A 24,182-nucleotide genomic window follows, 5' to 3' on the forward strand; every position below is an offset into this window, starting at 1 on the left:
GGTGTGACAGGGTCCTCAGGCGCGGAAAATGTGAGAGTTCGGTGTGGATTTCGGGTCGAATCCGCGCGCTGCCCCGGGCGGTGACGCCGCTCCGGGCTCACCCGCCGACGGCCACCACTCACGGCCGGGCTCCCGCGCCTGCTCGCGCTCGACATGGCGCAGCGAACGGATCCCGTGCTCCAGGTGCCACTGCAGGTAGGCGGCCACGAGGCCGCTGCACTCGGTGCGGTGCCGCGGCTCGGACGCGTCGGCCATGGGCCAGTCGCCGCGCAGCAGCGCGATCATCAGGGCGATCGTCTCCGCCGCGGGCACCGTCGCGGCCGGCGGCCGGCAGCTTCCGCACACGACGCCGCCCGCCGCGATCGCGAAGGCGCGTACGGCCTCGGCGCCGCATCGGGCGCACTCCGACAGGGCGGGCGCGTATCCGGCCACGGCGAGGGAGCGCAGGAAGTAGGCGTCGAGCACCAGCCGGGCCTCGTGCTCGCGCTCGGCGAGGGTGCGCAGCCCTCCGACGAGCAACAGGAACTGGCGCAGGGCGGGTTCCTTCTCGCCCAGGGTCAGCCGGTCGGCGGTCTCCAGCATGGCGGTCCCGGCGGTGTAGCGGGGATAGTCCGCGACCAGCGCCTCGCCGTACGGGCGGATGGTCTCGACCTGGGTGATCACGTCGAGGGAGCGGCCCTCATGGAGCTGGAGGTCGACGTGGCTGAACGGCTCCAGCCGCGCGCCGAAGCGCGAGGTGGTCCGGCGCACCCCCTTGGCCACGCCTCGCACCTTTCCGGCGCGCTTGGTGAGGACCGTGATGATGCGGTCGGCCTCGCCCAGCTTCTGGGTGCGCAGCACGACGCCCTCATCCCGGTACAGGCTCACCAGGCCATCGTATGACCTCCCGCTGACTCCCCCCTGAGATCACAAACAGTGAAATTTCGGTAATGGTGCGGACTCGACGCTAACTGGACATCGCCATCAACATGGACATTTCGGAACGTTCCCGGGAGGCTGGATGCACCGACTTGACCGAAAGGTCACTAAGCTTTGCCCCCTGGCGGACTTCCCCGCGCCTCTTCTAAAAGGCCCTGCCCCCGTGTTTGAAAGGGTGCCATGACCCTCGTGGTCCTGCTGGGCTCATCGCCCGGCCCGATCGGTTCTCTGCCGCCGGGATCCGGCGGCCGCCCCGTCCTGCCGACGGACCTGAAGCTGACATCACTCCCCGGCGCCCCCACGGCGTACGGCAGGCTGCTGGGGCAGATGTCCTCGCTCGGCCCGCAGCCGGTCACGATCGCCCGTCCGGCCGACGCGTACGCGTACCGCGAGCAGGGCGGACGGGTCGTCGAGAGCGCCGGCGTCGCCGAAGACCTGTGGGCCCTCGCCGACCTGGTCGAGCACACGACCGACAACGTGCTGATCATGCCGGCCAACTCGCTCGTCCACGACGAGCTGATCTACCAGATCACCAAGGCGAAGCGCGCCGCGCTCGCGCTGATCCTCCGCGAGGAGCGGGACGAGAACGCGCCCGAGCCGCCCCCGATCGAGGAGGCCGAGCCCGAGATCGGGCGCAACGCCCTGGAGGGCCTGCCGCAGCGCACCCGCGCCGGCCGCGGCCGCGTCATCTCGGTCGGCACGTCGTACCACGCCGTCACCCGGCCGAACGCGGCGCTGCTCGGGCCGATCCACCTCCACCAGCGGCACGCCGCGGTGCTCGCCGACGTCGCCCGCGAGCTGGCCGGCATGGCGCACCTGTTCGGCCCCGAGGACGACGTCACCGAGCTGCTCGTTCTCGGCCTGGTCCGGCGTGGCGTCTCGGTCGGTGTCCGCGGCCGCCGCGACCTGTTCTACCGCCGCCTCCACACGCTGGAGGACACGACCGAGGCCGAGCGGGACTTCGCCGGCTTCGACGAGGACCGGGCCCGCCTCGACAACGCGGTGAAGGGCGCCGACGGCTTCTTCACCACGTTCTTCGTCAGCACGTACTCCCGGTTCATCGCGCGCTGGGCGGCTCGCCGCGGGCTCACGCCGAACCAGATCACCCTCGTCTCGATCTTCTTCGGCCTGCTGTCGGCCGCGGCGTTCGCCACCGGCACGCGGCCGGGGTGGATCGCCGGCGGGGTGCTCATCTACTTCGCCTTCGTCTTCGACTGCGTGGACGGGCAGGTGGCGCGGTACGCCAGGAAGTTCGGCGTGCTCGGCGCCTGGCTGGACGCCACGTTCGACCGGTTCAAGGAGTACGCGGTCTTCGTCGGCCTGGCGATCGGTGCCACCGTCTCCGGCCAGTTCGGCGACGGCGAGGGCGTGTGGACGCTCGCCCTCGCCGCGATCGCGCTCCAGTCGGTCAAGCACCTCCTGGACTTCTCGTTCGGCGCGGCCAACCGCCGCAAGGCGCCCGTCCCGCTGCCGACGCTCGACCTGCACGTCGCCGACGACGGCCCGCTGCGGGTCGCCCTGGAGGAGCGGCGGGCCAGCCGCAGCACCGGAGTGCGTGGCCTGCTCAAGCTCTGGACCAAGGCCGGGAAGTTCCGTCCCGTGCACTGGGCCCGCAAGATGATCGTCTTCCCCATCGGCGAGCGCTTCGCCGCGATCGCGATCACCGCGGCCCTCTTCGACCCCCGCGTCACCTTCATCACGCTGCTGATCTGGGGCGGCGTCGCGGCCACCTACACCCTCACCGGACGCATCCTGAGGTCTCTCGCATGATCACCCAGCCACAGGTCACCCCCACGCCCGACCCGGACGAGGAGCGGCGCCGCATCCAGACGGAGCGGCTGCTCGCCTACCGCGACGACGGCCCCCTGGTCGCCGCGCTCAAGGGCCGTCTCGGCCGTGGCCTGCCGCCCGTGCCCGCGGTGCTCGTCGCGCTGATCGCGATCATCGCGCTGGCCGTCACCGGCTCGCTCAAGGACGGCCCGATCCTGCTCGTCCCGGCGCTGGTGCTGGTCCTGCTGGTGGTGCCCAGCGCGCCGCGCGACCACCTCGGCCGGCTCGACTGGCTGACGCCGCCACTGCTGCGCGGCACCGAGTTCCTCACGATCATCCTGCTCGGCATCGCCGCGGGCACGCCCAAGTGGCTGCTGTTCGTGCTGCTCTACGTCGTCGGCTACCACACGTACGACACGGTCTACCGGACGCGGCAGAGCATCTGGCCGCCCGCCTGGATCTTCCTGGCCGGGCTCGGCTGGGAGGTGCGCCTGCTCATCCTGGGCGTGGGCGCGGCCCTCGGGCAGCTCACCCTGGTCACGGCGATCCTCACCGTCTACCTGCTCCTGCTGTTCTCCATCGAGAGCGTGGTGAGCTGGGTCCGCCTGGACAAGGCGTCGGCGCAGGCCAACGCCGACCACGAGCAGGACCTGGAGCAGTCCCCCGAGGACGCCGCCGAGCAGGTCACCGGAGACGCGGAGCACGTCTGACCGTTGCCCCCTCGATGTCCGGCCCCGTGCGATCGCCGATCGCGCGGGGCCGCGCGTTTTTCCGGACGGCGCGCTCAGGCGGAGTGGTCGAGCAGCGCCCAGACGATCTTTCCCCGGCCCCTGATCAGGATCCATCCCCAGGTGAGGCTGACCGCCTCGATCAGGTGGAGGCCGCGGCCGGACTCCGCGAACTCGTCGTCACTCGGCCCCGGCAACGGCGCCCGCTCGCTGGGGTCGTGTACCGCGCAGAGCACGTGCGGCCCCTGGGTGAGCAGCCGAAGCTGGATGTGCGCGTCCGGAACGGCGGACAGCGCGTGGCGCAGGGCGTTGGTGACCAGTTCCGAGACCACGAGCTGCGCGTCGTCGATGAGGCCGCCCAGGCCCCACCCGCCGAGAGTGTGGGCGGTGAAGTCGCGAGCGGCGGAGGCGGAGGCGGAGGCCCCGTGGAGCGCACAGGTCGCGAGCGGTGCGGATGACGGGCCGGTGCTGGCAGGACCGAACGCCGGCGTGGCCCACGAAGGTGCGGCGCCGGCTCTTCTGCCTGCCAGGTCTGCGGTCATCGGATCCCTACGCGAGTTGGTGTCACATGGGTGCGCTGCCGCCGTCTATCGTTCCCTGAGCCTTGTCAGGGCAAGCGCGCCCGCACTCGCAATTGCGGGAACTTAGCCGTGTCCTGCGTTGATTTATCGAAACCGTGACGTTGTCCGGCCGGAACCGCGATCATCTACTCGTCACTCTGACGAAATGAGACACTGGTTGACTGTCGTCGGAAGCCGACTGCCATAGGAACCGTCAAAGCACAAAGTCGTAGGAATCTGTCCGTAGGAATCCGTCCGCGCAATGGAGTCCATGTGAAATCCCTGCAGGTCGCCCACGCCGATCCCCGATTAACGGGGCGCCCCCGAGGCGGGCCGACCGTGCTGCGCATGCTGCTCGGAGCCCAGCTTCGCCGGCTCCGGCGGGAGAGGAACATCACGCCGGAAGAGGCGGGCCACGCCATCCGGGCCTCGCACGCCAAGATCAGTCGCCTGGAGCTCGGCCGGGTCAGCTTCAAGGAGCGCGACGTCGCCGACCTGCTCACCCTGTACGGCCTGACCGACCCGGACCAGCGGACGACGCTGCTCGACCTCGCCCGGCAAGCCAACGCCCCCGGCTGGTGGCACAAGTTCAACGACGTCCTCCCGCACTGGTTCGAGGTCTACGTGGGCCTGGAGGAGGCCGCCTCGGTCATCCGGACGTACGAGCTGCAGTTCGTGCCCGGCCTGCTGCAGAGCCCCGACTACGCCCGCGCGGTCATCCTGCTCGGGAACGCGGGCGCGCCCGAAGACGAGATCTCCCGCCGCCTCGACCTGCGGATGCGCCGCCAGGAGCGGCTGACCGGCCCGGACGCGGTCCGGCTGTGGGCGGTGGTGGACGAGGCCGCGCTGCGCCGCCCGATCGGCGGGAACAAGGTCATGCGCGGCCAGATCGAGCATCTGATCGAGGCCACCGCCAACCCGAACGTGACAGTGCAGATCGTCCCCTTCGACCGCGGCGGGCACTCGGCGGCGGGAGGGCCGTTCACGATCCTGCGCTTCGAGGAGACCGAGCTGCCCGACGTCGTCTACCTCGAACAGCTCACCAGCGCGCTCTACCTCGACAAGCCCGAGGAGGCCGACGCGTACCGGCAGGTGATGAACACGCTGTGCGTGGAGGCGCGGCCGGCGACCGCCACCCGCGCCTATCTGGAGGAGATCCTCTCCGACCTGGAGTGATCCGGTTCCTCGCGGTGGGAGCCCGGTCGGTCAGGAGAGGTTCGCGAAGAACGCCTCGCAGGTCTCGGTGAACGCGGTGGCGCGGGCGGTCAGCCGCACACCGCGCATCGAGGCCAGGACGATGTCGAGGAACGGCACCTCTTCGCTGATCGGCCGGGAGACGACGTAGCCGCCGTCGTACGTCTGGTCCGTCACGGCGCGCTGGTTGAGTATGGAGTAGCCGTGGCCTCCGGCGACCAGCGCCCGCACGGTCTCGTAGCTGGAGCTGCGGAACCGGACGCGCGGCTCGACCGGGTGCAGCGCGCGGAAGTAGTCCCGGCTGTGCGGCAGGTCGAGCAGGATCATCGGCTCACTGGCCAGCTCGACGAGCGAGACCGTCTCCGCGTCGGCCATCGCGTGCCCGGACGGCAGCAGCACGTACGGCCGGACCCTGGTGAGGACGCGGACGTCGAGGTCGAGGGCGAGGTCGATGGCGTACAGCAGGGCGACCTCGCACCGGCCGTCCACGAGGGCGCGCTGGACGGCCGAGATCTCCCCTTCGGAGAGCGTCACTCGCACGCCCGGGTGCCGGTCGGCGAACTGGCGCAGCAGTTTGGGCAGGTAGAACGGCGACAGCGTGGTGAAGCAGCCGACCGCGAGCTCGCCGCTCAGCGAGCCGGCCAGGCCGCGCGCCGACTCGGCGAGCGCCGCCGCGTGGGAGAGGAAGTCACGGGCCTCGACGAGGAACCGCTCGCCCGCGCGGGTGAGTGAGAGACCTCTGGCGTGGTGCCGGATGAGGAGCTGGACGCCGAGCTCCCGCTCAACCTGCGCGATGGCCGCCGAGATGGCCGACTGCGCCACCATGAGCTCCCGGCTGGCCGCGGTCATGCTTCCCAGCTCGGCCGCTGTCACGAAGTAACGCAGCTGGACGAGTGTGAAATTGACGTCCGCCACGTCACCCATTGTGACCTCCTGACCGTAGGGCGCTCGCAGAAATCACTTCAAGGCTGCGTCGCGGTTCCGGCTGGATTTTTCGCGTTTCAGGCGTTCTCGCACTGGAAGGCCCGTCTGCCGACGGCCGCGCTCACGGTCCCCCACAGGACGGGCGCCGAGACGTACGAGCCGGAGAAACAGCTCGCGAACGGCTTCGACAAGATACCGGAAAGGCGTGAGCCTGGACAGGAGGTCGAGCGCGCCTAAAGCAGACGGTATCGGCGGGAACGCGCCCGCTCGGGACGGCGGCGTCCCCGCCACGCGCCGACGGGGCGCACCACGGCGCCGATCGCGGGTTCCCGTCCGGTTCGCGATATACAGGTCCGCGTGAAGTTGGACGGATTGGATCGCGCCATCATCGGGGTTCTCGTGGAGGACGCTCGGGCGACATATGCCGAAATTGGTGCTCGGGTAGGCCTGTCCGCTCCGGCGGTCAAACGGCGGGTCGACCGGCTTCTCGCCAGCGGCGCGATCACCGGGTTCAGCGCGCGGGTCGAGCCCTCCGCCCTGGGCTGGACCACCGAGGCGTACGTCGAGCTCTTCTGCCGGGGGAAGACGTCCCCCGCCGAGATCGGCGTGGCGATCGCCCGGCACCCCGAGGTGGTTTCCGCCTGCACGGTGACCGGCGAGGCCGACGCGCTGCTGCACATCCGGACCACCGACGTACGGGACGTGGAGCGGGTGATCGAGCGCATCGCGGCGGAGCCGTTCGTGGTCCGCACCAAGAGCGCGATCGTGCTCTCCCGGCTGATCGACGAGAAGCCCTGAACCCCTCGCCGCGCCGGGCCGGGCGGACGGTTAACGGATTGCCACAAAAGCCGGGAATAACGCAACCGATCCACGGTATGGCGCAATGGCGCGGCATTGGCCGGCCATGTCCGTGTTTCTAGGCTGAGGAGCAGTCCAACCGCCTTCTCCCTGGAGTTCCGCATGCCTCTTGCGACCCTGCCCGCCGCCACGAGCGGCGACCGGACGGGTACGGCGCGCCACTATCTCATGTGCCGCCCCGAGTTCTTCGCCGTGACGTACGCGATCAACCCGTGGATGGACCCGGACCAGGGCGCGGACACGGCTCAGGCCGTCCGGCAATGGGAGGAGCTGCGCGCGGCCTACGAGCGGCTGGGCCACAAGGTGAGCCTCATCGACCCGGTGGACGGCCTGCCCGACATGGTCTTCGCCGCGAACGGCGCCCTCGTGGTGGACGGCCGGGTCTACGGCGCCAAGTTCACCCACGCGGAGCGCACCGCCGAGGGGCCGGCCTACCTGCGCTGGTTCGCCGACCGGAGTTTCGAGACGATGGAGCCGACGCACACCAACGAGGGTGAGGGCGACTTCCTCACGCTCGACGACGTGGTGCTCGCCGGCACCGGCTTCCGCACCGACGTGGCGGCGCACGTGGAGGCGCAGGAGTTCGTCGGCCGCCCGGTGGTCACGCTGCGGCTGATCGACCCGCGCTTCTACCACCTGGACACCGCCCTGTTCCCGTTGGACGGCCACAACGTCGCCTACTACCCGGGGGCGTTCTCCGAGGGGAGCCGCAACGTGCTGCGGCGGATGTTCCCCGACGCGGTCATCGCCACCGAGGAGGACGCCGCCGTCCTCGGGCTCAACGCGGTCAGCGACGGCGCCAACGTGGTCATCAACGCCGAGGCGACCGGCCTCTCCCGCGAGCTGGAGCGGCTCGGCTACAACGTCGTCCGCGTCGAGCTGTCCGAGCTGCGCAAGGCGGGCGGCGGACCCAAGTGCTGCACGCTGGAGATCCGGGAGGCCACGGGAGCATGAACGCCGCCGACCTCATCGCACTGAGCGAGCGCCGGAGCGCGCACAACTACCACCCCCTGCCGGTGGTCATCCAGTCGGCCGAGGGCGCCTGGGTGACCGACGTCGAGGGCCGCCGCTACCTCGACTGCCTGGCGGGCTACTCCTCGCTCAACTTCGGGCACGGCAACCCGGTGATCCTCGCCGCCGCCCGGGAGCAGCTCGACCGGCTCACGCTGACCAGCCGGGCGTTCTTCCACGACCGGTTCGCGGAGTTCGCCGCCGGTCTCGCCGACCTGTGCGGCAAGGACATGATCCTGCCGATGAACACCGGCGCCGAGGCGGTCGAGACGGCCATCAAGGTGGCCCGCAAGTGGGGATACGAGGTCAAGGGCGTCCCCGCCGAGCAGGCGAACATCATCGTGATGGAGGACAACTTCCACGGTCGCACCACCACGATCGTGAGCTTCTCCACCGATCCGGACGCGCACGACGGCTTCGGGCCGTACACGCCGGGGTTCCGGGTCGTGAAGTACGGCTCGGCGGAGGCGATCGGCGAGGCGATCGACGAGAACACGGTCGCCGTGCTGCTCGAACCGATCCAGGGCGAGGCGGGCGTGCTCGTGCCGCCGGACGGCTACCTGCGCGCGGTACGCGACCTGTGTTCAGAGCGGGGCGTCCTGTTCATCGCGGACGAGATCCAGTCCGGGCTCGGCCGCACCGGCCACACCTTCGCCTGCGACCACGAGGGCGTCGTGCCCGACATGTACATCCTGGGCAAGGCCCTCGGCGGCGGCGTCGTGCCGGTCTCGGCCGTGGCGGCGAACGCCGACGTCCTCGGCGTCATCCGGCCCGGCCAGCACGGCTCGACCTTCGGCGGCAACCCGCTCGCCTGCGCGGTCGGCGCCGCGGTCGTCGGGCTGCTGCGCACCGGCGAGTTCCAGGCCAGGGCGCGCGAGCTGGGCGAGCACCTCCACGGCCGGCTGCGCGAGCTGGTCGGCGCGGGTGTCGTCGCCGTACGCGGGCGCGGCCTGTGGGCGGGCGTGGACGTCGACCCCTCGCTCGGGACCGGCCGCCAGGTGAGCGAGGCCCTGCTGCGCCGCGGCGTGCTGGTGAAGGACACGCACGGCTCGACGATCCGCCTCGCCCCGCCGATCGTGGTCTCCCGTGAGGACCTGGACTGGGCGGTCGACCAGCTCGTCGAGGCCCTGCGGGAGCTCAGGGCAGCCTGACCGAGCCCAGCTCGGCGTCGTGGGTCCGCCAGGTCACGGTGGCGGCGTCCTGGGCGAAGTCCACGGTCGCCAGCGCGTTGTCGAACCAGGGCCCGGCCGTCAGCCGCCACCGGATCGGGGGCGGGGGCAGCCGGGCCGCCAGCGCCGCCAGACGCCCGAGCGGGCCCGCCGCGGCGACGGCCGCCACGACGTTGGCCGCCCGGAGCGCCCGGCTCAGCGGGTTGCGGATCGGCGAGCAGACGATCTGGTGGATCCGGGAGCCTCCTTCGCCGCGCGGCGGCCGTACGGAGGCGAGATAGGAGTAGTGGACGTCGCCGGACAGCAGCAGCACCGTGGCCGGCGGCCGTCCCCTGCCGCCCGCGGCCACGTCGGTCAGCAGCCGGGCCAGGTGCTCAAACGACCCGCGGAACGCCGCCCAGTGCTCCAGGTCGAGGAACCGGCGCAGGCGCTCGCCCCATCGGGCGGCCCGGCGCCCCCACACGCCGTCGCAGACGGCCTCGCTCCAGCTCTCCACGTGGTGGATGGCCGGGGGCAGGAGCACCGGCAGCGAGGAGCCGACGATCAGGTGGTCGACATCGCCGGCGGCCGATTCCTCCAGCCACGAGCGTCCGGCGTCGTCGAGCATCCGGCGGGCGCCCGGGGTGAGGACGCGGCCGCACCTGCTGTCCAGCATGATCAGCCGGGTGGACCCGATGTCGCGGCGGTAGCTCCAGCGGGCCGATCCGGGGGCGGCGTCGGCCCGCTCCGCGAACGCGTCGAGCGCCGCGCCGCCGTCGCCCACCCTGAGCGCGGCGAGCACGGGGTCGGCCGCGCGTTCCGCGGCCGTGAGGTTGCCGAGGTGCTGGTAGACGTAGTAGGCGCCCAGCCCGGACACGATGCGCCGCCGCCACCACGGCGCCTCGGCCATGTGCTCACGCCACACCGCCGAAGTGTTCCAGTCGTCCCTGATGTCGTGGTCATCGAACATCATCAGGGTCGGCACCGCCGCCATCAGCCACCGCACGGCCGGGTCCGACCAGGCTCGGCGGTAGAGCTCGGCGTACTCGTCGAAGTCCACGACCTCTTCGGGCCCTTCGCCGCGTCGCCCGGCGATGAACTCCTTCATGTCCGGGGACGGCTCGTCGGCGTACACCTGGTCGCCGAGCATGATCAGCAGGTCCGGCGGCTCCCCCGACTCCATCAGCCGCGCCCCGTACGCGCGCAGGACGTCCACGCCGTGCGTCCGCGCGTATGGCCCGTCGTGCGGCACGCTGGTCCGGCAGGTACCGAAGACCAGGCGGCGCAACCGGGTGAGCGGCCGGATCGCGGTGGCCGGCAGGTCCGGGAGCGGCCACACGTCCGCGCCGTCCAGCTCCACCGTGTACGGCACGCCTCCGGGCGGCGGGACGGGCGGGAGGGCGACGTCGACGACCGCGTAATGGTGCCCGTGGACGGTGAAGGTGCGTTCCTCCGAACGCGCCTCGCCCGCCCGCACCGTGACCGCGCACGGCTCGCTCGTCTCCACCCAGATCGTCGCGCTCGCCGCGTCGACGTGGCGGAGCATGGGGCCGATCACCAGATGTGCCACGCCTACAGATCTACTGCGGCGCGGCGCCGGGCGCGAGGGGGCGTCCGCGCCTGGCGATCATCTCCTGCCGTAACAGGTGACCGGCTGATCGCGGCGGCCGTCAGGCGTTCAGGGCCCGCACCAGGTCGTCCAGCTCGCGCATGAGCCGCGCGGTGCGCTCCGCGCCGTACACCGCGAGGACCGCCCGGCGGTGCTCGTCGATGCCCTCCTGCAGACGGCCGAGGAGGCCACGCCCGCGGTCGGCCAGGAAGACCGCCACCTTGCGGCGGTCGACGGGGTCGTGCCCGCGGTAGACGAGGGCGCGCTCGACGAGTCGGTCGACCGCCTTCGTGAGGGTGGGGTGCGGCATCAGCGCGGCCTCGGCGAGGCCGCCCATCGAGTGGCCGCGCCCGTCCGCGAGCGCCTGGAGGATGCGCCACTGCTCGACGCTGACCTCCTCGGCCGTGAGCGCCGCCGACAGCTCGCGGTTGACCGCGCGTTCGGCCCGGCTCAGCAGGTACGCGAGCGAGGACGCGAGGCCCGACGGCGCGGCCGCCCCGACCGGCCCCTCCGGCCCCCCTGGCCTCTGGACCGGGAGGACGACCCGGCTCTCGCCGGTGGATCCCGCCGCCGTCACGCGGCCCCCGCCCCGTCCGCGACGTGGCGCGGCACCGTCATCATGACCATTGCGGGCCCCTTTCGTGTGTTCGGCAGTACTTTGCCGTGACGTCCCCCACTTTCCGATGGTTCCCTTCACGGGGGCGGATGGACGATACTTTCCCCCGTGACCGATCCGGCCGCGATGGTCATCGACCCCCTGGAAGCGCACCTGCTCAGGGCCGACACGCTGCGCGTATGCCTGGTGGCGCCTGTCTCCGGCGTGCTGGGCCTCGTCGGGCCGGGCGCGATCAACTGCGCGCTGCTGGCCGCCTCCGAGGTGAACGACGCGGGCGGGCTGCTCGGCAGGCCGATCGAACTGGTCCTGGTGGACGGCGGCCGCGCCCCGGCCGAGGTCGGCGCGGAGGTCGCCGAGCTGGTGCGGGCCGGAGCCGTGCAAGCGGTCGTCGGCACCCACGCCAGCGACGTCCGCGTCGGGATCGAGCGCGCGCTGCGCGGCGCGGCCCCGTTCGTCTACACGCCCCCGTACGAGGGCGGCCCGCGCTCTCCGGGCGTCTACTTCCTGGGCGAGCAGGCGTCCTCGCAGGTCGCCCCGGGCATCGACTGGCTGGTCGGCCACCGGCGGGCACGGCGCTGGTTCCTGCTCGGCAACGACTACATCTGGCCGTATCTGGTCCACGCGTCCGCGCGGGCGCACCTCACGTCCCGCTCCGCGCGCGTCGTCGGCGAGCGGTTCCTGCCCGCCGGCACCCGCGACATGGGACGGGTCATCGAGGAACTGGCCGCCGCACGGCCGGACGCGGTGCTGCTCAACCTCATCGGCAGCGACCTGATCGAGTTCAACCGGGCGTTCGCGGCGAGCGGGCTGGGCTGCGCCCGCCTGTGCGGCGCGCTGGAGGAGCACGGCCTGCTGGCGATCGGAGGCGACTTCAGCGGCGAGCTGTACACCGCGATGGGGTACTTCGGCGGCATCGCCACCGACGACAACCTCGGGCTGTACGAACGCTACACGCGGCGGTTCGGGCCGGACGCGCCGCTGCTCAACGGACATGGGCACGGGTGCTACGAAGGCGTGCTCATGCTCGCCGCCCTCGCCGCTCGCGCGGGCTCGCTCGCGGTGCCCGCGGTCGAGGCGATCGCCGACGGGACCACCGTCATCACCGGCCGGGGTCCCCTCACGCTCTGGGACCGGCAGGTGTCGCAACGCGTGTACGTGGGGCGCGCCGACGGCCTGGATTTCGATCTCGTGACCTCCTCCCCCGGACGATGACGCCACCTGTGCCGGGACGCCGCATGACGCCCGTCTGACCGTCGCCGTCATGGCCTGCCACAAAGATTTACAAACGAAATCTTTTCCTTTTCAAGGAATAGTCCTATCGTACGCTCTGCCCCCCGCGTGCGAAGGAGTCTCGATGTCTTCCCCCTCCACCACGCCCTCCTCGTCGGCGGCGCCGCAAAGCGCGGCGACCGGCGTGGAGCGGTTCGGATATCAGCAGGAGTTGCAGCGCTCGCTGAGCTTCACCGACCTGCTCATCTACGGCCTGATCTTCATGGTGCCGATCGCGCCGTTCGGCATCTTCGGCGACGTTTTCCAAGGCTCGGGCGGCATGGTCGCGCTGGCCTACATCATCGGCATGGTGGCGATGGCCTTCACCGCCCTGTCGTACGCCCAGATGTCCAAGGCGTTCCCGATGGCCGGCTCGGTCTACACCTACGCGGGCCGCGGGATCGGCGCCCCGGTCGGCTTCCTCGCCGGCTGGGTGATCCTGCTCGACTACATCCTCGTGCCCACGCTGCTCTATCTCGTGGCGAGCGCGGCCATGGCGTCGTTCGTGCCCGCGATTCCCATCTGGGCCTGGCTGATCATGTTCATCGTCTTCAACACGGCGGTGAACTACTTCGGCATCCAGATGACCGCGCGGATGAACAAGATCATGCTGGTCGCCCAGCTGATCGTGCTGGCGATCTTCCTGGTCGTCGGCGTCATCGCCCTCGCCCAGGGCAAGGGCCACGGCGACGCGTTCAGCCCGATCTTCGACTCCTCGACGTTCTCCGGGCCGCTCGTGTTCGGCGCCGTCTCGGTCGCGGTACTGTCCTTCCTCGGCTTCGACGGCATCTCGATGCTCGCCGAGGAGAGCCGGGAGGACGCCCGCAAGCTCGGCCGCGCCATGGTCGGCGCGCTCGTGCTGGCCGGCCTGCTGTTCATCACGCAGACCTGGGTCGCCGCGCTGCTCGCACCGAACCGCGAGGAGCTGCTGGCCAACGGCGGGGACAACGCGTTCTACGACATCGCCGAGTACGCCGGCGGCCCCTGGCTGAGCGTGCTGACCGCCGTCGCCACCGCGATCGCCTGGGGCTTCGCCAACTCGCTGGTCGCTCAGGCCGCCACCTCGCGCCTGCTGTTCGCCATGGCCCGCGACCGGCTGCTGCCCCGGTTCCTGGGCAAGATCCATCCGAAGCACAAGGTGCCGGTCAACGCCACGTTCCTCACCGCCGCCGTCTCGCTGGTCCTCGGACTCATCCTGGCCAACAACGACAAGGGCATCGGGCAAATCGCCTCGCTCATCAACTTCGGCGCGATGACCGCCTTCCTCGCGCTCCACGTCTCCGTCGTAGTCCACTACGTCGTACGGAAGCGCAGCCGGGACTGGTGGCGGCACCTGATCGCCCCGGCGATAGGCTTCCTGATCCTGCTGTACGTCGTCATCAACGCCAAGGTCGCCGCCCAGGCGGTCGGCCTGACCTGGCTGGCGATCGGCGTGCTGATCCTGATCGGCTTCATCCTCATGGGCCGTCGCCCCACTCTTCCCGACGAGACGGAGGTCTCCGAGTGAACGTCGTCTCCTTCCGGCCCAAGGCCGAGGACCTGGCCTACACCTTCGGCGGGCGGCCCGCCGTGGCCCGAATCGCCCCCGGCACGGTCCTCGAACTCTTCACCGAGGACTGCTTCGGCGGGCGGGTGCGCGGCCCCGAGGACCTGCCGTCGAAGGTGTGCGAGTTCCCCTTCCTCAACCCGGTCACCGGCCCCTTCCACGTGGAGGGGGCCGAGCCGGGCGACACCCTCGCCCTGCACTTCGTCTCCATCGAGCCCGCCCGCGACTGGGCCGTCTCCACGACGTTCCCCCACTTCGGGGCGCTCACCGGCACCCACACCACCGCGACGCTCCAGCCTCCCCTCGACGAGGTCGTCTGGATGTACGACGTGGACGTGGAGAAGCGGACCGTCCGCTACCAGGCCCGGAACAGCGACTTCAGCGTGGAGATGCCGCTCGACCCGATGCACGGCACCGTGGGCGTCGCCCCGGCCGCCTCCGAGGCGCGGATGACGATCACCCCGGACGCCCACGGCGGCAACATGGACACCCCTGAGCTGCGGGCCGGCGTCACCGTCTACCTCGGCGTGAACGTGGAGGGCGCCCTGTTCTCGATCGGGGACGGGCACTGCCGCCAGGGCCACGGCGAGGTCTGCGGCACCGCGGTCGAGGCCGCGATGAACACGGTCGTCGCGGTCGAGCTGGTCAAGGGCGTCGGCACCCCGTGGCCGCGCCTGGAGGACGACGACCACCTGATGTCCACCGGCTCGGCCCGTCCCCTGGAGGACGCCTACCGCATCAGCCAACACGACCTGGTCACCTGGTCGGCCGCGCTCACCGGGCTGGACGAGCTCGACGCGTACCAGCTCGTCAGCCAGGGCGGCGAGGCGCCCGTGGGCAACGTGTGCGACACGAACTACACGATGGTCGCCAAGCTGCCCAAGGCCTACCTCGGCCGCCCCGAGGTGTACGAGTCGGCCCACGCGCGCCTGCGCGCGCTCGGCGCGCAGTACCTCTCCTCCCGCTGACCTTCCGTGACCCGATCCCGTCCCCTTCGGGGGGCGGGATCAGCTCGTCCGCGCCACCAGATCCGCGTCGGCGAGCGCGGCGGAGACCACGTCCTCGCACATCGCGTGAGTGACGAGCGCGTCGTCGGCGTGGATCACGCGGCCCGCGCGGACCGCGTCCAGGAACGCGTGGCAGATCTGCTCGATGCCACGCTGCCGCGCGACCGGCGTCCACGGCGGCCTCCGGGACAGGATCTCGCCGCCGTCGTGATCCACCACATCACCGAGATCGAGCACCCGCCGCTTGCGCCCGCCGCCCATGACCTCGCAGGTCTCCTCGGTCGCGCCGCCGACCCGGTTCATGACGCCGATGGCGGTGAAGCCGTCGCCGCCCAGCTCCAGCACGACGTGTTCGAGCAGCCCGGACCGCACGCGGGTGCGCACCCGGACGTCGGCGACCTCGCCGGGCACGAGGAACCGCAGCGTGTCGACCACGTGGATGAAGTCGTCGAAGACCACCGCGCGCGGCACCGCCGCCGCTCCCACCCGGTTCTTCTCCAGGATCACCAGGTCTCGCGGCAGGTCGCGCAGCGCCGTGTAGCCGGGGGCGTACCTGCGGTTGAACCCCACCATCAGCGACCTGTCCCGCGTCCGGGCCAGCCGTACCAGCCGCTCGGAGTCCGCGAACGTGTCGCTGAGCGGCTTGTCCACGTAGACGTGCGCGTCCGCCTCCAGGAGTGCCTCGACGATCGGCACGTGCGCGCTCGTGGCGGCGTGGACGAACGCCGCCTCGACGCCCGATTCGAGCAGCTCCTCTACACCGGTGAAGAGCCGGTCGATCCGGTACGCCGCCCCGAGGGCGGCCAGCGTGGCCTCGTCGCGCGTGCACAGGTGCGGCACGATCCCCGGCGTGGCCGCGAGCACCGGCAGATAGGCCTTCTCGGCGATGTCCCCAAGCCCGATGATCCCAATTTTCATGGACGGGAGCCTATCGCCGTTGCTAAGTTTCACTTAGTAAGCGAAACTGAATAGAGGAGGTGCTCTATGGCCCGTCGCCAACCCGATCTGGGACGTTTCACCGACGTCGCCCTGCTGGTGCTCGTCAGCCTGGCCGAGGGCGACAAGCACGGCTATCGCATGATTCAGGACATCGAGGAGTTCTCCGGCACAACACTCGAACCCGGCACCCTGTACGGCGCGCTCATGCGGCTGGAGGAGCGCGGATGGATCGAGGCGCTGCCGGTGGCCGAGCGGCGCCGGCCGTACCGGATCACGCCCGGGGGCCGCGAGGCCCTGGCCGAGCAGCTCGCCACGCTGCGCCGCATCGAGGCGGCCGGCAGCAAGCGGGTCCGGCCGTCATGGGGGGTGGTCTGAGATGCGACCGCTGGCGTACCTGCTGCTCCGGCTCTATCCGCGCGCCTGGCGAGACCGCTACGGCGACGAGATGCGCGACCTGCTGGCCGCGCGGCCCGTGCGCCTTCGCACGCTGGCCGATCTGTGCTTCGCCGCGCTTGACGCGTGGACCCACCCGAAGCTCATCCCGTCGGGTCGGGGCTCGTTCCTCCAGCCGGTGCCCTTGCTCGCGATCGGCGCGTGCACGCTGTGGGCATTCTGGAACCCTGCCACACGGGACGTCTCCAGCCTGAACAAGGGATGGACTGCCGCGGTGGAGACGACCGGGTTCGCCCCCGCTCTCGCCTCCGCGTCCTCGATCGCCTTCACCGCTGGGGTCTGCTTGGCGATCCTGGGGTCGGTGCCGCTTCACGCGCGCGTCCTGTGGCGGGTCGCCCTGTCGAAGCAGGCGACCCCGATCCCGACCCCGGCCGCACTGACCATGCTGGGCATGCTGGTCTTCGCCTTCGCCCAGATCGCCGACACCTATGGCATGGGCATGGGTTTCCCCAGCGGACCGCTCGGCAAGGGCATCTGGGGCGGGTTCCTCGCCCCGGCGGCGCTCTCACTCGCACTCGCCCTGCCCCACGTGGCGCGATCCGTCCCCGCGTTCGAGCGTGCCGCGCGCTGGGCGGGGAAGGCCACCGCGCTGGCAGCCGGTGTGACCGCGCTCGGCTGGCTCCCCGCGATCGCACTGACCGTGTCGGGGGCGTCCGGCATGTCGCTCTGGTTCCTGATCCCCGTCGCGGTGAGCGTGCTGATCAGCCTGGCGATGTGCGTCGCGGTCGCGCGGTTCGCGCTGTCCACGCCCCGGCCTCCGGGGCTCCCCGAGCCCGCGACCGCCTGATCAGCGGGCTCGCCACGAGGCGATGGTCTCCTCCAGCGCCTCGTCCATCGGGGTGGCGGTGACGCCGAAGGTCGCGGTGAAGGCCGACGAGTCCACGACGAAGGGCCGGTCGAACTGGTAACGCGTCTCCCGCATCTCGTTGAGGAGCGGCGAGACGACGCCCGCGGCCGTGAGCGCCCAGCCCGGCAGGCGGCTGAGCCTGGGAGCGGGCGCCCCCGCCAGATCGCACAGCCGCTCCGCCATGGCCCGCATGCCCCGCGCCGGGCTCGTGGGGATGTGCCAGGCCCGGCCCCAGGCGCGCTCGTCGGTCGCCACCGTGACCAGAGCCGCCGCCACGTCGGGAAGGTAGGTCCAGCTGTGCGGGATGTCCGGGTCGCTCAGGACCATCGCGTGCCGTCCCGCGAGCAGTGGCCCGACGAAGCGCCCCCCGAGGAACGACTGGTCCGACGCGCCCGGACCGAAGTAGTCGGAACCGCGTACCTCCTCCTGTTCATTCCTACGGGCGGGTGGTGATCCTCAGACCTGGTGCCAGACCAGGCGCAGGATGCCGTTGACGATGTAGAGGCCGGCGAAGACCACACCGCTCGTGACCAGCCCGGACGCGACGAGGGCGGCCGCGCCGCCGCCGAACCAGGCGATCTCGAACGCCGCCCTGGCCAGGCCGTGCAGCTTGAACCTCGCGCCGTTCGCCGCCGCGAAGAGTCCCCAGAGGGTGCCGAACACCACGGGTGCGCCGAGCCCGGCGAGGATCCGGACCGCGAGAGGGGCGGAGAGGGTGAACCCCCAGTACCCCACCGCGACCAGGACACCGAGTTCGAGGAAGAACATCAGGGCGAGGTTGGCCCCCTTGGCCACGGCGAGCATCGGCACTCCTTCGAATTGTCGCTCTCGTTCGAGAGCAATGCTCTCTTATGAGAGCGGCTATCGTCAAGAGCAGTGCTCTCGAATTCTGTCGCCGCTCTGGTAGCCTCCGGGACATGAGCGCGAGCCGTACCGCACGGGAACGAGTCAGAGCCGAGCTGATCAGGGAGATCACCGACATCGCCCGCCGCCACCTGGCCACCGAGGGCGCGACGGGGCTGTCCCTGCGCGCGGTGGCACGGGAGATGGGCATGGTCTCCTCGGCGATCTACCGCTATTTCCCGAGCCGGGACGACCTCCTCACCGCGCTGATCATCGACGGATACAACGCCCTCGGGGAGGCCGCCGAGAAGGCCGACGCCGCCTGCGCGCGGGACGACTACACGGGACGCTGGCTGGCGGTCTGCCACGCCATACGCGGATGGGCGCTCGCCCACCCGCACGAGTACGCCCTTCTCTACGGCTCGCCGGTGCCGGGCTACCGCGCCCCCGAGGACACCATCGCCCCGGCGGCGCGGGACACCGCGGTGTACGGCCGGATCCTCGCCGATGCCAACACCGCCGGGCGTCTCGTCCCGCCCGCCATCCTGCCCGAGCCGCCGGCGATCATCGCCCCCGACGCGGAGGCGATCCGCATGCTCATCCCGGGGGTGTCGGACGACGTGATCACGCGGGCGGTCACCGCCTGGACCGGCCTGTTCGGCATGGTGAGCTTCGAGCTGTTCGGCCAGTTCGTCGGCACGATCGACCACCGAGCCGAGTTCTTCGAGCACAACATGACCGGCCTCGCCCGCCTCCTCGGCCTCCCGGCCTGACCGCGCCATGGCACGACCCTTTCACATGTGAAAGGGTCGTGCCATGACAAGAAGTCACGCAATCGCCACCCTCGGTGCGATAGCCGAGGCACAATGGGGTCTCGTCACAGCAAGACAGGCCATGCGCAACGGTGTCTCCGCAGCGGAACTGACGCGCCTGACGGACGACGGGGTTCTTGATCGTGTCGCATTCGGCGTCTACCGCCTGCCCGGCTCGCCTTCCGGCCCGCTCACCGAGCTTCGCGCAGCGTGGCTCCAGCTCGACCCCGGCACCGAGGCGGAAGCCCGTGACATCGACTCCGGCGTCGTCTCGCACGGCAGCGCCTCGCTCGTCCTCGGCGTGGGTGACTTCACCGGAGATGTCCACGAGTTCACGTGTCCCAAACGTAAGCGGTCCCGGCGCGCCGACGTTACGTTCCACACCTCGCCCGTCCGGCGCTGCGACATCGTGTGGCATGACCAGCTCCCGGTCACCGCACCGGCACGACTGGTCGGCGATCTTCTCGCGGACCGCCACGACGGCCAGCACATCTCCCATGTCGTGACGGACATCCTCGATCAGGGACTCGCCACGAGGAAGGAACTCGCTGACGCGGCGGCTCCGCACGCCGCCGCCTACGGCGTGACACCCGCCCGGGAGTTCCTCGACCACCTGATATCTCTCACCCGTGCTCCCACCCCCCGGAAGGCTCACGGAAGCCCACAGCGATCTGCCGTATGCCTCCCCCCGTGCGCTTGACGCGGCACTCACCGCCCGGTTCAAGAAGCTCTCGGCCGCACGTCCTCACTCCATCTCCCAGATACGTCGGCAGTTCGCCTACGATCGCGCGCTCGCCCGGTGCTTCACCGGCCCGTACGGCGATCGGTGGGTACTCAAGGGCGGAATATCCCTGCTCGCATTGCTCAGAGACGCTCGGCATTCCGCCGACCTGGATCTCGCCGCCGACGCGAAGGACACCGCACAGGCGACGCAACTGCTGGACGAGTCACTTCAGCAGGATCTCGGCGACCACTTCTCGTTCCAGATGGGGCACGGCCTCAGACTGATCGAGGGCATCGAGGGAGTGCGCGTCCCCGTGGTGGCGTTCCTCGGCCCTCGCCCATACGAGCGCTTCCACCTGGACGTGGTGGTGGGGGCGACCGTCACCGGCAGCCTGGAGGAGGCCGACCCACTGGTGCCGGTCGGCATTCCCGGACTGTGCCAGCCGAAATACCAGCTCTATCCCCTGTGCGACACCCTGGCGGACAAGGTGTGCGCCATCATGGAACGGCACGGCGACCGGCCGAGCACCCGTTTCCGCGACCTCGCCGACATCGTCCTCATCGCCAGGAGCCGTTCCATCGAAGCGGCCGTGCTGAGTGCCGCGCTGACCTCCGAACGCCTGCTGCGGAAGAGCGGCAGGCATACGTCGCTCGACGTCCCAGATCAGATCATGTGGCGCGCCGGCTATGCCAAGGTCTCGGGAAACGCACCCGGACTTGACGGCTATCGGAATCTGGACGCCGCTCTCTCACTCGCCCGGGCCCTTGTCAATCCGGTGCTCGACGGCTCGATGCGCACGGGCCGGTGGAACCCGACTGCCTTGCACTGGGAGCCCTAGCATTCAGACCCTGATACGGGCAGCACACGACCATGCTGTTGGCGTGACCGCCAACGAAATCGGTACGGAACGGAACGGGGCGGTGGCCGTGGGTCGCACGGCCACCGCCCCTCCCATGGCTTTGGCGCCCGGTCGTCGCGGCCTCGTGGGCCTGACCGGATGTCGTCGGTCCCGGGAGCCGGGCAGGTCGTGCCCGCGCTCCCGTCATCGGTGCGCGGGCGTCAGCGGCTCGCGCGGTTCACGGCGGAGATGATCGCCTTCAGGGACGCGGTGGTGGTGTTGGCGTCGATGCCCACGCCCCACAGGGTCTGGGAGCCGCCCTCGAAGGCGACCTCGCACTCGACGTAGGACGCGGCCTTGGCGTCGGCGCCCGCGCTCATCGCGTGCTCGGTGTAGTCGAGCACCCGCACATCCACGCCGATGCCGCGCAGGGCGTCGCAGAAGGCCGAGATCGGGCCGTTGCCGACCCCCTCGATATCACGGATCTCGCCGTCGACGCGGATGTCCGCGTTGATCACGTCCTTGTCGTCCACGGCGGAGGCCCCGCGGTGCGCCAGGAGGCCGAGCCGGCCCCACGGCTTGGCGGGGTTCGGCAGGTACTCGTCGGCGAACGCCTCCCACATGGCGGCCGGGGTGACCTCACCGCCCTCGGCGTCGGTCTGCGCCTGGACCACGCGGGAGAACTCGATCTGCAGCCGGCGCGGCAGGTCGAGCTGGTGGTCGGCCTTCATGATGTAGGCGACGCCGCCCTTGCCCGACTGGCTGTTGACCCGGATGACCGCCTCGTAGCTGCGGCCGATGTCCTTCGGGTCGATCGGCAGGTACGGCACGGCCCACGTGAAGTCGTCCACCGGGGTGCCGGCCGCGGCCGCGTCGCGCTCCAGGTGCTCCAGGCCCTTCTTGATGGCGTCCTGGTGGGAGCCGGAGAAGGCGGTGTAGACCAGCTCGCCGCCCCAGGGGTGGCGGGGGTGGACCGGGAGCTGGTTGCAGTACTCGACGACGCGCCGGATCTCGTCCATGTCCCGGATGTCGACCTGCGGGTCGATGCCCTGGGAGAACAGGTTCATGGCCAGCGTCACCAGGCACACGTTGCCGGTGCGCTCGCCGTTCCCGAACAGGCATCCCTCGATGCGGTCGGCCCCGGCCAGGTAGCCCAGCTCGGCGGCGGCGACGGCGGTGCCGCGGTCGTTGTGGGGGTGCAGCGACAGCACGATCGAGTCGCGGTAGGCCAGGTGGCGGTTCATCCACTCGATCTGGTCGGCGTAGATGTTCGGCGTGGCCATCTCGACCGTGGCGGGCAGGTTGACGATCACCTTGCGGTCGGGGGTGGGCTGCCAGACGTCGTTGACGGCGTTGCAGACCTCGACGGCGTACTCCAGCTCGGTGCCGGTGAAGGACTCCGGGGAGTACTGGAAGAAGATCTCGGTGCCCTCCATCTCGGCGGCCATCTTCTTGCACAGCTTGGCGCCCTCGACGGCGATGGCCGTGATGCCGTCCTTGTCCTGACCGAACACGACCCGCCGCTGCAGCGTCGAGGTCGAGTTGTACAGGTGGACGATGGCCTGCTTCGCGCCGCGCAGCGACTCGAAGGTGCGCTCGATCAGCTCGGGCCGCGCCTGGGTGAGGACCTGGATGACGACGTCGTCGGGGATGCGGCCTTCCTCGATGATCTGCCGGACGAAGTCGTAGTCGGTCTGGGAGGCGGCGGGGAAGCCGACCTCGATCTCCTTGTAGCCCATGCGTACCAGCAGCTCGAACATCTTGAGCTTGCGGTGGGCGTCCATGGGGTCGATCAGGGCCTGGTTGCCGTCGCGCAGGTCGACGGCGCACCATTGCGGCGCCCGCTCGATGACCTTGTCCGGCCACGTGCGGTCCGCCAGCCGGATCGGCTCGAACGGCGTGTAGCGGTGGTAGGGCATGGGGCTGGGCTGCTGTTGCGGGTACATCATGCTCCTCGATGGACGCGCCGGTGCGAGCGTGCAAAGACGGGCATCCCGATCAGGAAAAAGGGGCTCGCCACCGGTAAATGACCTGGGGCGGCCGACGCGCACGGCAGTCTCCGCGGCGAGGGAGCCGACCTCTTACAGGCCCTCGCCGCGGCGGATAAGAAGAAGCCCGCGCAGCACGCCATGGAGACTAGCAGACGGCGTCGAATGCTCCGGACGGTGAGGGGCCGGACACATAACCGGCCTTCCGCTGGAAAGGGGGCGAACATGAGGGACGACGAGATCCTCCGCCGCATCGGCGAGCTCATCGACGAGGAGCACACCTTACGCGGAAGGCTGGCGGCGGGAGAGCTCACCACCGAGGACGAGCACGAGCGGATCCGGACGCTGGAAAGCGCGCTCGACCAGTGCTGGGACCTGCTCAGACAGCGCCGGGCCAGCAGGGACGCCGGAGAGGACCCCGACATCGGCATACCGCGGCCGGTCGACGAGATCGAGGACTACGAGCGGTGACGCGCGTCCGCGGGCGCACATAGGCGAGCGCCGGGGCCGTCCTGCCGCCGCGCTGGGGCGGCCCGGACGCTCCGTCCGGATAATCGGTCGCACCCCGACCGGCCCGTGCGGTTTCCTGGTGCGCATGCACTTCGAGCGCCTCCGCCTCTCCGACCCCGGCGACCGGGTGGCCGGCCTGTACGCGATCCACCAGGCCGTGGACGACCCCGGAGCCCCGATGTCGCCGCGGCACTTCTCCTCCATGCTGGAGAGCGGCTGGACGGGTGAGCCCGGGGAGAGCTGGGTCGTCAGGGTGGACGGCGAGATCGCCGGCGGCTACACCCTGTACTACCCGCGGGAGGACAACACCCATATCGCGAACCTGGTCTTCCTCCTCGTCCACCCCGATCGACACCGCCGGGGCCTGGGCGGGGCTTTGCTGGACCACGCGATCGGCCGAGCCCGCGACGAGGGGCGCAGTCTCCTCATCGGCGAGACGCCGACGGGCGGTCCGGGCGCGGCCTTCGCGAAGGCGAAGGGTTTCGCGAAGGCCACGGCGGAGGCGCGCCGCGTCCTCGACCTGCGCACCGTGGACTGGGCGTCCTTCGAGCTCATGCGGGCCGACGCGGCGCGTCACGCACGGGGGTACATGCTCGAACGGTGGACCGGCCCGGCGAGTGACGAGTTGCTCGACGACCTGGCGCTCCTGGCGGCGTCCATGAACGACGAGCCGCTGGGCGACCTGGAGATGGAGGGCCACCACTGGACCGCCGAGCGGATGCGGGCCGGCGACGAGGAGGTGGCGCGGGCCGGGCTCACGGCCTACACGATGATCGCCCGGCATGCCGTCGGCGGCGAGCCGGCGGGCTTCACCCGGATCCTGGTGGACGCGGAGGAGCACCGCGGCTGGGCGCGGCAGGTGGACACCGGCGTGCTCCGGGCGCACCGCGGCCACCGGCTCGGGGCGGTGCTCAAGCTGGCCAACGCCGCCTGGCTGCACGCCTGCGAGCCGGCTGTCGAGCGCATCATCACCTGGAACGCCGATTACAACGCGTACATGCTGCGGATCAACGAGCTGATGGGGTTCCGCCTGCTGGACACCTGGAACGCGTGGCAGCTCCGCGTCTGAA

At 70.7% G+C, this 24,182-nt stretch carries 25 protein-coding genes; 16 read left to right on the forward strand and 9 right to left on the reverse strand.

Annotated elements, in window-relative coordinates:
- Positions 1 to 15: 15 nt before the first annotated feature.
- Positions 16 to 867 carry a DNA repair protein RecO gene (recO, locus tag ACQP1V_RS34640; RefSeq protein WP_433217766.1) on the reverse strand — a complete coding sequence of 284 codons (852 nt, stop codon included), beginning with the start codon at positions 865 to 867 and terminating at the stop codon, positions 16 to 18.
- A 231-nt stretch (positions 868 to 1,098) separates the two neighbouring features.
- Between recO and ACQP1V_RS34645 the strand changes: the two genes are divergently transcribed.
- Positions 1,099 to 2,688, forward strand: coding sequence for a CDP-alcohol phosphatidyltransferase family protein (locus ACQP1V_RS34645; protein ID WP_433414574.1), 1,590 nt, complete (start codon positions 1,099 to 1,101; stop codon positions 2,686 to 2,688).
- On the forward strand, positions 2,685 to 3,398 hold the full coding sequence (locus tag ACQP1V_RS34650) for a DUF5941 domain-containing protein (RefSeq protein ID WP_387413751.1): 714 nt from the start codon (positions 2,685 to 2,687) through the stop codon (positions 3,396 to 3,398). The genes ACQP1V_RS34645 and ACQP1V_RS34650 overlap by 4 nt, the downstream gene beginning before the upstream one ends.
- Before the next feature lie 74 nt (positions 3,399 to 3,472).
- Here the strand turns inward: ACQP1V_RS34650 and ACQP1V_RS34655 are convergent, their stop codons facing one another.
- Positions 3,473 to 3,958 carry an ATP-binding protein gene (locus ACQP1V_RS34655; protein WP_084258867.1) on the reverse strand — a complete coding sequence of 162 codons (486 nt, stop codon included), beginning with the start codon at positions 3,956 to 3,958 and terminating at the stop codon, positions 3,473 to 3,475.
- A 366-nt stretch (positions 3,959 to 4,324) separates the two neighbouring features.
- Here ACQP1V_RS34655 and ACQP1V_RS34660 point away from each other — a divergent pair, with 366 nt between their 5' ends.
- Positions 4,325 to 5,152, forward strand: a complete 828-nt coding sequence (locus ACQP1V_RS34660; protein WP_433414576.1) for a helix-turn-helix domain-containing protein — start codon at positions 4,325 to 4,327, stop codon at positions 5,150 to 5,152.
- 30 nt (positions 5,153 to 5,182) lie between these two features.
- On the opposite strand, the gene ACQP1V_RS34665 is transcribed toward ACQP1V_RS34660, so the two are convergent.
- Complete coding sequence (locus ACQP1V_RS34665; RefSeq protein ID WP_387413749.1) at positions 5,183 to 6,094, reverse strand: LysR substrate-binding domain-containing protein; 912 nt, start codon at positions 6,092 to 6,094, stop codon at positions 5,183 to 5,185.
- A gap of 357 nt (positions 6,095 to 6,451) precedes the next feature.
- Between ACQP1V_RS34665 and ACQP1V_RS34670 the strand changes: the two genes are divergently transcribed.
- The 3 genes from ACQP1V_RS34670 to rocD all read left to right on the forward strand — a co-directional run bounded on the left by ACQP1V_RS34670 (position 6,452) and on the right by rocD (position 9,114).
- Positions 6,452 to 6,892, forward strand: a complete 441-nt coding sequence (locus ACQP1V_RS34670) for an Lrp/AsnC family transcriptional regulator (RefSeq protein WP_387413747.1) — start codon at positions 6,452 to 6,454, stop codon at positions 6,890 to 6,892.
- Positions 6,893 to 7,054: 162 nt separating this feature from the next.
- Positions 7,055 to 7,906, forward strand: coding sequence for a dimethylargininase (ddaH, locus tag ACQP1V_RS34675; RefSeq protein WP_387413746.1), 852 nt, complete (start codon positions 7,055 to 7,057; stop codon positions 7,904 to 7,906).
- Positions 7,903 to 9,114, forward strand: a complete 1,212-nt coding sequence (rocD, locus tag ACQP1V_RS34680) for an ornithine--oxo-acid transaminase (RefSeq protein ID WP_433414579.1) — start codon at positions 7,903 to 7,905, stop codon at positions 9,112 to 9,114. The genes ddaH and rocD overlap by 4 nt, the downstream gene beginning before the upstream one ends.
- Here rocD and ACQP1V_RS34685 read toward each other — a convergent pair.
- Positions 9,101 to 10,681, reverse strand: coding sequence for an alkaline phosphatase D family protein (locus tag ACQP1V_RS34685; protein WP_433414581.1), 1,581 nt, complete (start codon positions 10,679 to 10,681; stop codon positions 9,101 to 9,103). The genes rocD and ACQP1V_RS34685 overlap by 14 nt on opposite strands.
- Before the next feature lie 100 nt (positions 10,682 to 10,781).
- Entirely contained in the window at positions 10,782 to 11,297 is a 516-nt protein-coding gene (locus ACQP1V_RS34690; RefSeq protein ID WP_433414583.1) for a MarR family winged helix-turn-helix transcriptional regulator, read from the reverse strand.
- Positions 11,298 to 11,444: 147 nt separating this feature from the next.
- Here ACQP1V_RS34690 and ACQP1V_RS34695 point away from each other — a divergent pair, with 147 nt between their 5' ends.
- From ACQP1V_RS34695 to ACQP1V_RS34705, 3 genes are all read left to right on the forward strand, one after another.
- Positions 11,445 to 12,548, forward strand: coding sequence for a substrate-binding domain-containing protein (locus tag ACQP1V_RS34695; RefSeq protein ID WP_433414585.1), 1,104 nt, complete (start codon positions 11,445 to 11,447; stop codon positions 12,546 to 12,548).
- A gap of 142 nt (positions 12,549 to 12,690) precedes the next feature.
- Positions 12,691 to 14,112: an APC family permease gene (locus ACQP1V_RS34700; RefSeq protein ID WP_067132522.1), complete on the forward strand. Its 1,422-nt coding sequence runs from the start codon at positions 12,691 to 12,693 to the stop codon at positions 14,110 to 14,112.
- Positions 14,109 to 15,119: an acetamidase/formamidase family protein gene (locus tag ACQP1V_RS34705; protein WP_433414587.1), complete on the forward strand. Its 1,011-nt coding sequence runs from the start codon at positions 14,109 to 14,111 to the stop codon at positions 15,117 to 15,119. Before ACQP1V_RS34700 ends, ACQP1V_RS34705 begins: the two co-directional genes overlap by 4 nt.
- Positions 15,120 to 15,158: 39 nt before the next feature.
- Here the strand turns inward: ACQP1V_RS34705 and ACQP1V_RS34710 are convergent, their stop codons facing one another.
- Positions 15,159 to 16,076 (reverse strand): Gfo/Idh/MocA family protein, encoded by a 918-nt coding sequence (locus ACQP1V_RS34710; RefSeq protein ID WP_433414589.1) that lies wholly within the window; start codon positions 16,074 to 16,076, stop codon positions 15,159 to 15,161.
- A 66-nt stretch (positions 16,077 to 16,142) separates the two neighbouring features.
- On the opposite strand from ACQP1V_RS34710, the gene ACQP1V_RS34715 reads away from it, so the two are divergent.
- On the forward strand, positions 16,143 to 16,472 hold the full coding sequence (locus tag ACQP1V_RS34715; RefSeq protein WP_433414591.1) for a PadR family transcriptional regulator: 330 nt from the start codon (positions 16,143 to 16,145) through the stop codon (positions 16,470 to 16,472).
- A 1-nt stretch (position 16,473) separates the two neighbouring features.
- Positions 16,474 to 17,337, forward strand: a complete 864-nt coding sequence (locus tag ACQP1V_RS34720) for a hypothetical protein (protein ID WP_433414593.1) — start codon at positions 16,474 to 16,476, stop codon at positions 17,335 to 17,337.
- Here the strand turns inward: ACQP1V_RS34720 and ACQP1V_RS34725 are convergent, their stop codons facing one another.
- Together ACQP1V_RS34725 and ACQP1V_RS34730 are read right to left on the reverse strand one after the other, a co-directional pair.
- The gene (locus ACQP1V_RS34725) at positions 17,338 to 17,724 is read right to left on the reverse strand and encodes a hypothetical protein (RefSeq protein ID WP_433414595.1); all 387 of its coding nucleotides are present in this window, start codon (positions 17,722 to 17,724) and stop codon (positions 17,338 to 17,340) included.
- A 129-nt stretch (positions 17,725 to 17,853) separates the two neighbouring features.
- Positions 17,854 to 18,201 carry a YrdB family protein gene (locus ACQP1V_RS34730; RefSeq protein WP_433414597.1) on the reverse strand — a complete coding sequence of 116 codons (348 nt, stop codon included), beginning with the start codon at positions 18,199 to 18,201 and terminating at the stop codon, positions 17,854 to 17,856.
- A gap of 113 nt (positions 18,202 to 18,314) precedes the next feature.
- On the opposite strand from ACQP1V_RS34730, the gene ACQP1V_RS34735 reads away from it, so the two are divergent.
- The 3 genes from ACQP1V_RS34735 to ACQP1V_RS34745 are packed head-to-tail and all read left to right on the forward strand — an operon-like array spanning position 18,315 to position 20,614.
- A complete protein-coding gene (locus ACQP1V_RS34735; protein ID WP_067132545.1) occupies positions 18,315 to 19,013 on the forward strand; it encodes a TetR/AcrR family transcriptional regulator in 699 nt (232 codons plus the stop codon).
- A 43-nt stretch (positions 19,014 to 19,056) separates the two neighbouring features.
- Positions 19,057 to 19,752 carry a type IV toxin-antitoxin system AbiEi family antitoxin domain-containing protein gene (locus tag ACQP1V_RS34740; RefSeq protein ID WP_433414599.1) on the forward strand — a complete coding sequence of 232 codons (696 nt, stop codon included), beginning with the start codon at positions 19,057 to 19,059 and terminating at the stop codon, positions 19,750 to 19,752.
- Entirely contained in the window at positions 19,682 to 20,614 is a 933-nt protein-coding gene (locus tag ACQP1V_RS34745; RefSeq protein ID WP_433414601.1) for a nucleotidyl transferase AbiEii/AbiGii toxin family protein, read from the forward strand. Before ACQP1V_RS34740 ends, ACQP1V_RS34745 begins: the two co-directional genes overlap by 71 nt.
- Before the next feature lie 221 nt (positions 20,615 to 20,835).
- Here ACQP1V_RS34745 and leuA read toward each other — a convergent pair whose 3' ends face one another.
- Positions 20,836 to 22,560, reverse strand: a complete 1,725-nt coding sequence (leuA, locus tag ACQP1V_RS34750) for a 2-isopropylmalate synthase (RefSeq protein WP_433426060.1) — start codon at positions 22,558 to 22,560, stop codon at positions 20,836 to 20,838.
- A gap of 267 nt (positions 22,561 to 22,827) precedes the next feature.
- Here leuA and ACQP1V_RS34755 point away from each other — a divergent pair, with 267 nt between their 5' ends.
- Both ACQP1V_RS34755 and ACQP1V_RS34760 read left to right on the forward strand, forming a co-directional pair.
- Positions 22,828 to 23,073, forward strand: coding sequence for a DUF2630 family protein (locus tag ACQP1V_RS34755; protein ID WP_387413725.1), 246 nt, complete (start codon positions 22,828 to 22,830; stop codon positions 23,071 to 23,073).
- Between the two features lie 124 nt (positions 23,074 to 23,197).
- Positions 23,198 to 24,181 carry a GNAT family N-acetyltransferase gene (locus ACQP1V_RS34760; protein WP_433414604.1) on the forward strand — a complete coding sequence of 328 codons (984 nt, stop codon included), beginning with the start codon at positions 23,198 to 23,200 and terminating at the stop codon, positions 24,179 to 24,181.
- Position 24,182 lies beyond the last annotated feature (1 nt).

The organism is Microtetraspora malaysiensis (assembly GCF_050947145.1).
In the GTDB taxonomy this organism is placed as follows: domain Bacteria; phylum Actinomycetota; class Actinomycetes; order Streptosporangiales; family Streptosporangiaceae; genus Microtetraspora_A; species Microtetraspora_A malaysiensis.

What these genes read in the sequence shown, in the direction of transcription:
- ACQP1V_RS34645 (WP_433414574.1), top strand. Translation starts at nt 1,099, where the DNA reads ATGACCCTCGTGGTCCTGCTGGGCTCATCGCCCGGCCCGATCGGTTCT.
- ACQP1V_RS34650 (WP_387413751.1), top strand. Translation starts at nt 2,685, where the DNA reads ATGATCACCCAGCCACAGGTCACCCCCACGCCCGACCCGGACGAGGAG.
- ACQP1V_RS34655 (WP_084258867.1), bottom strand. Translation starts at nt 3,958, where the DNA reads ATGACCGCAGACCTGGCAGGCAGAAGAGCCGGCGCCGCACCTTCGTGG.
- ACQP1V_RS34660 (WP_433414576.1), top strand. Translation starts at nt 4,325, where the DNA reads ATGCTGCTCGGAGCCCAGCTTCGCCGGCTCCGGCGGGAGAGGAACATC.
- ACQP1V_RS34665 (WP_387413749.1), bottom strand. Translation starts at nt 6,094, where the DNA reads ATGGGTGACGTGGCGGACGTCAATTTCACACTCGTCCAGCTGCGTTAC.
- ddaH (WP_387413746.1), top strand. Translation starts at nt 7,055, where the DNA reads ATGCCTCTTGCGACCCTGCCCGCCGCCACGAGCGGCGACCGGACGGGT.
- rocD (WP_433414579.1), top strand. Translation starts at nt 7,903, where the DNA reads ATGAACGCCGCCGACCTCATCGCACTGAGCGAGCGCCGGAGCGCGCAC.
- ACQP1V_RS34700 (WP_067132522.1), top strand. Translation starts at nt 12,691, where the DNA reads ATGTCTTCCCCCTCCACCACGCCCTCCTCGTCGGCGGCGCCGCAAAGC.
- ACQP1V_RS34710 (WP_433414589.1), bottom strand. Translation starts at nt 16,076, where the DNA reads ATGAAAATTGGGATCATCGGGCTTGGGGACATCGCCGAGAAGGCCTAT.
- ACQP1V_RS34715 (WP_433414591.1), top strand. Translation starts at nt 16,143, where the DNA reads ATGGCCCGTCGCCAACCCGATCTGGGACGTTTCACCGACGTCGCCCTG.
- ACQP1V_RS34720 (WP_433414593.1), top strand. Translation starts at nt 16,474, where the DNA reads ATGCGACCGCTGGCGTACCTGCTGCTCCGGCTCTATCCGCGCGCCTGG.
- ACQP1V_RS34725 (WP_433414595.1), bottom strand. Translation starts at nt 17,724, where the DNA reads ATGGTCCTGAGCGACCCGGACATCCCGCACAGCTGGACCTACCTTCCC.
- ACQP1V_RS34730 (WP_433414597.1), bottom strand. Translation starts at nt 18,201, where the DNA reads ATGCTCGCCGTGGCCAAGGGGGCCAACCTCGCCCTGATGTTCTTCCTC.
- ACQP1V_RS34735 (WP_067132545.1), top strand. Translation starts at nt 18,315, where the DNA reads ATGAGCGCGAGCCGTACCGCACGGGAACGAGTCAGAGCCGAGCTGATC.
- ACQP1V_RS34740 (WP_433414599.1), top strand. Translation starts at nt 19,057, where the DNA reads ATGACAAGAAGTCACGCAATCGCCACCCTCGGTGCGATAGCCGAGGCA.
- leuA (WP_433426060.1), bottom strand. Translation starts at nt 22,560, where the DNA reads ATGTACCCGCAACAGCAGCCCAGCCCCATGCCCTACCACCGCTACACG.
- ACQP1V_RS34755 (WP_387413725.1), top strand. Translation starts at nt 22,828, where the DNA reads ATGAGGGACGACGAGATCCTCCGCCGCATCGGCGAGCTCATCGACGAG.
- ACQP1V_RS34760 (WP_433414604.1), top strand. Translation starts at nt 23,198, where the DNA reads ATGCACTTCGAGCGCCTCCGCCTCTCCGACCCCGGCGACCGGGTGGCC.